Origin of the sequence: Pseudomonas sp. NPDC090755, assembly GCF_044769005.1 — a bacterium.
Lineage (GTDB): Bacteria > Pseudomonadota > Gammaproteobacteria > Pseudomonadales > Pseudomonadaceae > Aquipseudomonas.
Map to the genome: position 1 here is coordinate 96,652 of NZ_JBIVXC010000020.1, position 6,533 is coordinate 103,184.

General features: G+C 62.8%; 5 protein-coding genes. 2 read left to right on the forward strand and 3 right to left on the reverse strand.

What is annotated here, in order from left to right:
* Positions 1 to 8: 8 nt before the first annotated feature.
* The 3 genes from ACIQUS_RS23310 to lysA are packed head-to-tail and all read right to left on the reverse strand — an operon-like array spanning position 9 to position 4,121.
* On the reverse strand, positions 9 to 935 hold the full coding sequence (locus ACIQUS_RS23310; RefSeq protein ID WP_403052132.1) for an alpha/beta fold hydrolase: 927 nt from the start codon (positions 933 to 935) through the stop codon (positions 9 to 11).
* A gap of 20 nt (positions 936 to 955) precedes the next feature.
* On the reverse strand, positions 956 to 2,533 hold the full coding sequence (locus ACIQUS_RS23315) for a class I adenylate-forming enzyme family protein (protein ID WP_403052135.1): 1,578 nt from the start codon (positions 2,531 to 2,533) through the stop codon (positions 956 to 958).
* Positions 2,520 to 4,121 carry a diaminopimelate decarboxylase gene (gene lysA, locus ACIQUS_RS23320; protein WP_403052138.1) on the reverse strand — a complete coding sequence of 534 codons (1,602 nt, stop codon included), beginning with the start codon at positions 4,119 to 4,121 and terminating at the stop codon, positions 2,520 to 2,522. The genes ACIQUS_RS23315 and lysA overlap by 14 nt, the downstream gene beginning before the upstream one ends.
* Before the next feature lie 450 nt (positions 4,122 to 4,571).
* Here lysA and ccoN point away from each other — a divergent pair, with 450 nt between their 5' ends.
* Complete coding sequence (ccoN, locus tag ACIQUS_RS23325) at positions 4,572 to 5,999, forward strand: cytochrome-c oxidase, cbb3-type subunit I (RefSeq protein ID WP_403052141.1); 1,428 nt, start codon at positions 4,572 to 4,574, stop codon at positions 5,997 to 5,999.
* A gap of 11 nt (positions 6,000 to 6,010) precedes the next feature.
* Entirely contained in the window at positions 6,011 to 6,223 is a 213-nt protein-coding gene (locus ACIQUS_RS23330) for a cbb3-type cytochrome c oxidase subunit 3 (RefSeq protein ID WP_403052144.1), read from the forward strand.
* Positions 6,224 to 6,533 lie beyond the last annotated feature (310 nt).

A 6,533-nucleotide genomic window follows, 5' to 3' on the forward strand; every position in this document is an offset into this window, starting at 1 on the left:
GTACTCCATTACTCATTGACTAGTCGTTGTCGCGGCCCTGCCTCACCCTGCCCCAGCGCGCTGGTGATCTGCTCGATCAACGCAGGCTGGGGCGTGTCCAGGTGAAAGTGGTGACCGCCGTCATGCCAGGACACCCGGGCATCGGGCGGCAAGGCACTTTTGCGTTTGTCGAATGCGCCGCCGGCAAACAGGCCCTGGCGCCCGAGCATCAGGTGCAGGGGGCAGGTGATCTGGGAGAGAAACTCACAGGCCTGCCCTTCGGTCAGTTGCAGCGGTTCGGGCAGCACCAGGCGCGGATCGTGGCGCCAGCGATAGCCCTGCCCCAGGTTGATCAGGTCGCGCATGGCCAGCAAACGGGCGCCCTCGGTGCAGAGGCTGCCATCGATGCTGTTGCGCCGCTCGTCGATCGCCGCTTCCAGGCTGCTGAACTGTGCCTGCTCAGGGCCGCTGAAGCCGTGCAGGCGGGTGCGCAATGCCAGGCGCAACAGACGCTGGGCCTTGCGCAGGTGTTCGACGGTGCCGCCTTCGGCCAGGGTGAAGGGCGCCCCCATGCCGTCGATGAACACCATGCTGTCGATGGTGCGGTTCATGGCCGCCAGGATCGACGCCACGCCGGTGCCCATGGAGTGGCCCAGCACCGAAAAGCGCTTCCAGCCCAGGCACTCGACCAGGGCGTTCATGTCATCTGCGTGTTCCCACAGGTAGTAGCCGCTGTCGGCCCGGCGGTGTTCAGAGCGTCCATGCCCGGCCAGGTCCGGTGCCACCACGAAACAGGTGCGCAGCAAGGGCGCGATGCGTTCGAAGGACGCGGCGTTGTCCAGCCAGCCATGCAGGGCGAGTACCGGATAGCCCCCCTCGTTGCCCCAGGTGCGCAAGGCAAAATGATTGCCGTTGACGTCCAGCGACTGGTCGCGTCCGGCGTTGATCGGACTCATGCCTGGTCCTCCCTGGCGGTTCATCCGGCGACCGCCAACTGTGCGCTGCGTGCCATGTGCTGCAGCAGTTGCAGGTCGAACTTGCCATTGGGCGTGCGTGGCAGGGTGCCCTCGATACTGATCGACAGCGGCACCTTGTGCGCTTCCAGGCCCTGCCGGCAGCGCTCGAGCAGATACTCGGCGCTGATGCTGATGCCCTGGGCCAGGGTCACGAAGGCACACAACCCCTCGCCGACCGCCGCCTGCTCGACGCCGACCACCACCGCAGCCTCGATGCCATCGATCGTATAGAAGAAGTGCTCCACCTCGCTGGGGCTCACCTTCATGCCCCGCGACTTGATCATGTGGTCCATGCGCCCACGGAAATACAGATAGCCGTCTTCATCCAGGCTGCCGTAATCGCCGGTATAGAGCACGTTTTCGCCCGGGTAGCGTCCAGGCTTGAGCTTGAGCGCGGTCGCCGCCGGGTTGCGCCAGTAACCGGCCATGACCGTGGCGCCGCGAATCACCAGCTGGCCAACCTGATGCGGCTGATCGATGCGCCTGTCCTGCTCGTCCACCAGCCACAGCTCGGTATTGGGAATGGCAATGCCGACACTGCCGGGCTTGTTGTCGATATCTTCCGGCGGCAGGTAGGTGCAGCGCTTGCATTCGGTCAGGCCGTACATCGAGTAAATCAGCGCCTGGGGGAACAGCGCCTTCATCTGGGCGATATGCGACGGCTTGAGAGCGGCACCGGTGTTGGTGACCATGCGTACATCGGCAAACACCGCCTCGCGCTTGCAGGCATACTCGTGCAGCAGGGTCAGCATGGTCGGCACGAAAGGAATCACCGTGATCTGGTACTGGCGGATCTTCTTGATCAGGAAGATCGGCCAGGTGAATTCCTTCTCCAGCACCAGGGTGGCCCCGGCATTGATCGACATGATCATCTGGTACAGGCCATAGTCGAATGACAACGGCAGCGAGCAGAGAACGTTATCGGTCTCGTTGTAGCCCAGGTAAGTGTGCAGTGACTGCAGCGCCGCCAGCATGTTGCGATGGGTCAGCATTACGCCCTTGGGCATGCCGGTGGAGCCTGAGGTGTAGATGATCGCCGCCAGGTCCAGGTCCAGGTTGCCACTGGGCAGCGGCATCCCGGCGCCCTGCCCCAACAGGCTTTCGAAGGTCTGGGCCACGGTCGAGCCCGGGGCGCCGTCGAGCAGCACGATCAGCCTCAGGTGGGCAAGGTCGGCAATGCTGGTGGGCAGGCTGGCGACTTTGTCGGTGGTGGTGATCAACACTGACGCCTCGGCATCGCGCACGATGTAGTCGAGGGTGTCTGCCGGGGTTTCCAGCCCGACATTGACCACCACGCCACCGGCCTTGAGGATGCCCCAGAAGGCGCAGACCGTCTCCACCCGGTTGCCCAGGCACACCACCACCCGCTCCTGGCGCTCCAGGCCGTTGACTTGCAGGCCCGCGCCCAGGCGCGCACTGGCCTCGTCCAGCTGCGCATAGGTGTAGGTTTCATCGGCATAGATAATCGCCGGTTTGTCCGGATGCAGGCCGCTGCGAGTCTCCAGCACATCCTGCAACAGCACTTCAGACGCTTTCATGCTGCACCTCGACAACCTCCAGGGAACGCTGCACGCCGCTGACCTGGCGGTGAGCATCGATATAACCGGCCAGCGTCGCCACGGTATTGAAATGCCGCGGGACGATGGTGTCCGGGTTGACGAAGAAGCCTTCGATCTCATCCTCGAGGCTGATCAACAGCTCCATGGAGGTCAGTGAGTCGAGGCCCAGGTCGTCACGCAGATGGGAATCGGCATGGACGACCGTGCTTTCCGGCAGCTTCAACACCACCCGCAGGATGTCAGCGAGCTGGCGCTGGGTCGCCGCCTGGGTCGCCGCGCACGGCTGGGGCTCGGCAGGCGTACTGAGCATGGCCTGCAGCGGCACATCGACATGGCTGTCGCGGATCTCCACGGCGCTCTGCCGCGCACGGACCAGGAACAACTGGCCGTTGCTGACCAGTACCTCGGCCGGATGACCATGACTGTGAAACAGGGTCGGCGACGCCGTCGGACCGTAGGCACCCGACGCGGCCACGGCCAGCAGATCGCCTTCCTGCAGGGTTTCGAGCTGCACATCGCGTCCGAGCAAATCGTCCGGACTGCACAGCGGCCCGGAGACATGGTACTCGCGCAGCGGCGCGCCACAGGTACCGCTGGCCTTGACGATGCGGAAGTTGCGCTTGAGCACCTGGCCGCTGCCCGCCGCCGCACCATGGCAGTTGGTACCGCCATCGGTGACGGCAAAGGTCTTGCCGTGGTTTTCCTTGATGTTGTCCACCGTCACCAGCAAGGCGCCGCACTTGCCTGCGATGAAACGCCCCGACTCGAGAATGATCCGGGTGCGCGGGTATTCCTGGTGGAAGGCGTTGAACAGTGGCGCCAGCAACTGCTTGAGCTCGGCGGTGTTGAGCTCTTGCTCGTTCTCGTAGTACTTGATGCCCAGGCCACCGCCGACATCGATCATGCGCATGTCCAACTGATGACGACGGGACAGGCTGCGAAACAGCTCAAGGATGTAGGCGGCATTGTCGTACACCGACCGGGCATCGAGGATCTTGGTGCCGTTGTAGACGTGGATGCCCTTGATACGGATGTTGGGCAGCGCCAGGTACTCGGCGAAATGGGCCACGGCGGTATCTTCCTGGATACCGAAGTGGGTTGGCCGCCCGCCCATCTTCCAGGGTGAGCCTGCGGCCGAGAAATTCGGATTGATGCGGATCGCGACCGGTGCGTCACAGCCCAGCTCCCCAGCCAGGGCCGACAACTTGCGCAGTTCGCTCTCGGATTCGACGACGATGGCGAACACCCCCACTTCCAGGGCCCGGCGGTGTTCCTCGGGCTTCTTGTAGGGGCCCAGGAAGATGATGTCCTGGGGCGCCACCCCGGCCTTGAGGGCAATCTCCAGCTCGCCGAGCGAGCAGACTTCGGTATTGCCGCCATAGGCGCGGATCAGTTTGACCAGGGACAGGTTCGGATTGACCTTCAGCGCATAGAAGATGTCCACGCAGTCCGGCAACGCGTTGCGCAATTCGCTGAAGCTACTGCGCAACACGGTTTCATCGTAGAGGTAGGTCGGTGTCCCGAACGTCGCTTTTGCCTGGAGGACGAGTTCCTTGGAAAGCTTCATTCTGTTGCTCCCATCGTTCTTATAGTGTGCCGCCCAGGCAGCTGGCTCGGTCCTGGCGTGTAAGCACCGTCGCACAAGCCCTATGGCGGATTGGCGTCAATCTGGATTGCGCATCACTGACACGATCTGAAGACCGAGCCAAAAACTTTGCGCGCAAAGTTTGTCGAAATTTTGCGACCGGCTTGGCAGTGATGTCAAGGTAATTCCATGGGCTGCGCGCTGCGTCACAAGGACACAGCGCTGTATGAGTTTTCCTACAGAGCAGGGTTAATTTGTCGCACCGCACCCATATCAGTGCAGCGAAGGCTCCATGAATACGGGGCGTTTATCTGATCCGCTGTTCTTCCTGGATTCTGAGTCTGTTTTGCCTGCCGGCAGCTTCCTACAGTCTGCGCCTGCATCTTGCCCCTTCGGCAAGACGAGCCTTACAAGGAACCAGGGAAACTAGCCATGAGCTCACATCAACAGGCGCAGGCCTATAACTACAAGGTGGTCCGACAATTCGTCATCATGACCGTGGTCTGGGGCATCGTCGGCATGGCCATGGGCGTGTGGATCGCCTCGCAACTGGTCTGGCCGGACCTCAACCTCGACCTGCCCTGGACCAGCTTCGGCCGTCTGCGTCCCCTGCATACCAGCCTTGTGATCTTCGGCTTTGCCGGCAGCGCGCAATTCGCCGCCAGCTACTACGCGGTGCAGCGCACCTGCCAGGTGCGCCTGTACAGCGACAAGCTGGCTGCCTTCACTTTCTGGGGCTGGCAGGCGACCATCGTCATCATGCTGGTCAGCCTGCCCCTGGGCCTGACCACCACCAAGGAATACGCCGAGATCGAATTCACCGGCGCGGTGTGGATGGCCATTGTCTGGGTGGTCTACGGCATCGTGTTCTTCGCCACGCTGATGCGGCGCAAGGCCAGGCACATCTATGTCGGCAACTGGTTCTTCGGCGCCTTCATCGTGGTGATCGCCATGTTGCACGTGGTCAACCACCTGTCGATCCCGGTCAGCTGGTTCAAGTCCTACCCGGTCTACTCCGGCGCCACCGACGCCATGGTCCAGTGGTGGTACGGCCACAACGCCGTGGGCTTTTTCCTTACCACCGGTTTTCTCGGCATGATGTATTACTTCGTGCCCAAGCAGGTCGGTCGGCCGGTGTACTCGTATCGCCTGTCGATCGTGCACTTCTGGGCGCTGATCACCCTGTACATCTGGGCCGGCCCCCACCACCTGCACTACACCGCCCTGCCCGACTGGGCACAGTCGCTGGGCATGGCCATGTCGCTGATCCTGCTGGCGCCGAGCTGGGGCGGCATGATCAACGGCATGATGACTCTCTCGGGGGCCTGGCATAAGCTGCGCAGCGACCCGATCCTGCGTTTTCTGGTGCTGTCCCTGGCGTTCTACGGCATGTCGACCTTCGAAGGCCCGATGATGGCGATCAAGACCGTCAACGCCCTGTCCCACTACACCGACTGGACCATCGGCCACGTGCATGCCGGCGCCCTGGGCTGGGTGGCGATGATCACCTTCGGTGCGCTGTACCACATGATCCCGAAAGTCTTCGGCCGCGAGCAGATGCACAGTGTCGGCCTGATCAACCTGCACTTCTGGCTGGCCACCATCGGCACCGTGCTGTACATCGCCTCGATGTGGGTCAACGGCATCACCCAGGGCCTGATGTGGCGCGCCACCAACGACGACGGCACCCTGACCTACTCCTTCGTCGAGGCGCTGGTGGCCAGCCATCCGGGCTTTATCGTGCGCTTCATTGGCGGCGTGTGCTTCCTCAGCGGCATGCTGCTGATGGCCTACAACACCTGGCGCACGGTCCGGGTGGCCGATGAAAAACTGGCATTTTCCAATGCCAGCATGGCGTAAGGAGCAGGCCGATGGACGAGTGGTGGTATGCACTGTATTGCCTGGCCGGCGTGCTGTTCTTCTACCTGGTCACCAGCGCCTGCCTGCGCGGGCACAGCCATGAGGTGGACGAGCACGTCAGCCTGATGCCGTTCGCTGATGACCCGGCAGCTGCTCGCCGGGTCGAGGTGGCCATTGGCAAGGCAGTCCCGGCCAGGGCGCCCGATGCGCGCCTGGAACTCTGAGCCCCTGGTTGTGATGGAGGCTCTTTGACAGGAGCCCTCCACCATGACCGACGGCCTTATCCACCTGCCGGGCTGGATTGGGGCACTTGGAATGTGTGCTTATCCATTTCTTGTGGCGATGCTGCCGGCCCCTTCCGCCCTTACGGCGGGTTCCTTTTGTCTTGGCAAAAGGAACCAAAACCGCCTGCTCCTGCATCCGGCCCTACGCTGCGCTCCGGGTCCCTTCGCTCCGGCGTCTTCCGGGGCCACGCGGCCTACGACTTGCTTCGCCAAGTCTACGGCTCGCGCTCTTCGGCTACGCCGAAGGTGC